We start from the raw sequence: 697 nt of genomic DNA on the forward strand, positions 1-697 counted from the left end.
GAGGAACCGGATGCGGGAAAACTGCACGTCCGGGTCTGTGAGGGGTGGGGGCAGTAACGCCCCCACCTACTCGGCAGCGCTTCTTCCGGACCGGCGATAGGTGACGCAGGAATGCCGGCCGTTCCGCGAGATGAGCAATTGCGCCGAAGAAGGCGAGCCGGCCCGCATCGTGCAGCGCGACCAACCGGGAGAGGAACAGGCGGCGGAACAGCTTGCCGAGCACGCGCACCGGCAGCAGGAAGGCCGGGCGCGACGATACCCAGCACTTTCCGTCCGGCGCGATGCCGCCGCCCGGCACGATCATGTGCACGTGCGGATGGTGGGTCATCGCCGAGCCCTAGGTATGGAGCACTGCGGTGATGCCGATGCGCGCGCCGAGGTGCTTTGGATCGGCCGCGATGGTCAGCATCGTCTCCGACGCCGCCTTGAACAGCAGGTCGTAGACCGCCGCCTTGTTGTGGAAGGCGATGTCGGCGACCTCGGCAGGCAGCGTGAAGACAACGTGGAAGTAGCCGACCGGCAGAAGGTCGGCCTCGCGCTCGGCTAGCCATGTCCGCGCCGCCGCGCCCTGGCACTTGGGACAGTGCCGGTTGCGGCAGGTAATGGGCGACGCCCATTAGCTGCCTTATGGGCAGATCCAGTAATGGGGAGCTGGGGTGCAGACATTGACATTTTTCGGTGAATTGTTGCGCTTTTT

General features: G+C 65.4%; 1 pseudogene. It reads right to left on the bottom strand.

Going from position 1 to position 697, the window contains the following annotated elements:
* Positions 1-82 precede the first annotated feature (82 nt).
* Positions 83-601: pseudogene (locus AC0L3I_RS36965) on the bottom strand (IS91 family transposase); the annotation flags it as partial.
* Positions 602-697: the final 96 nt, after the last annotated feature.

The organism is Mesorhizobium sp. WSM4840 (genome assembly GCF_055811755.1).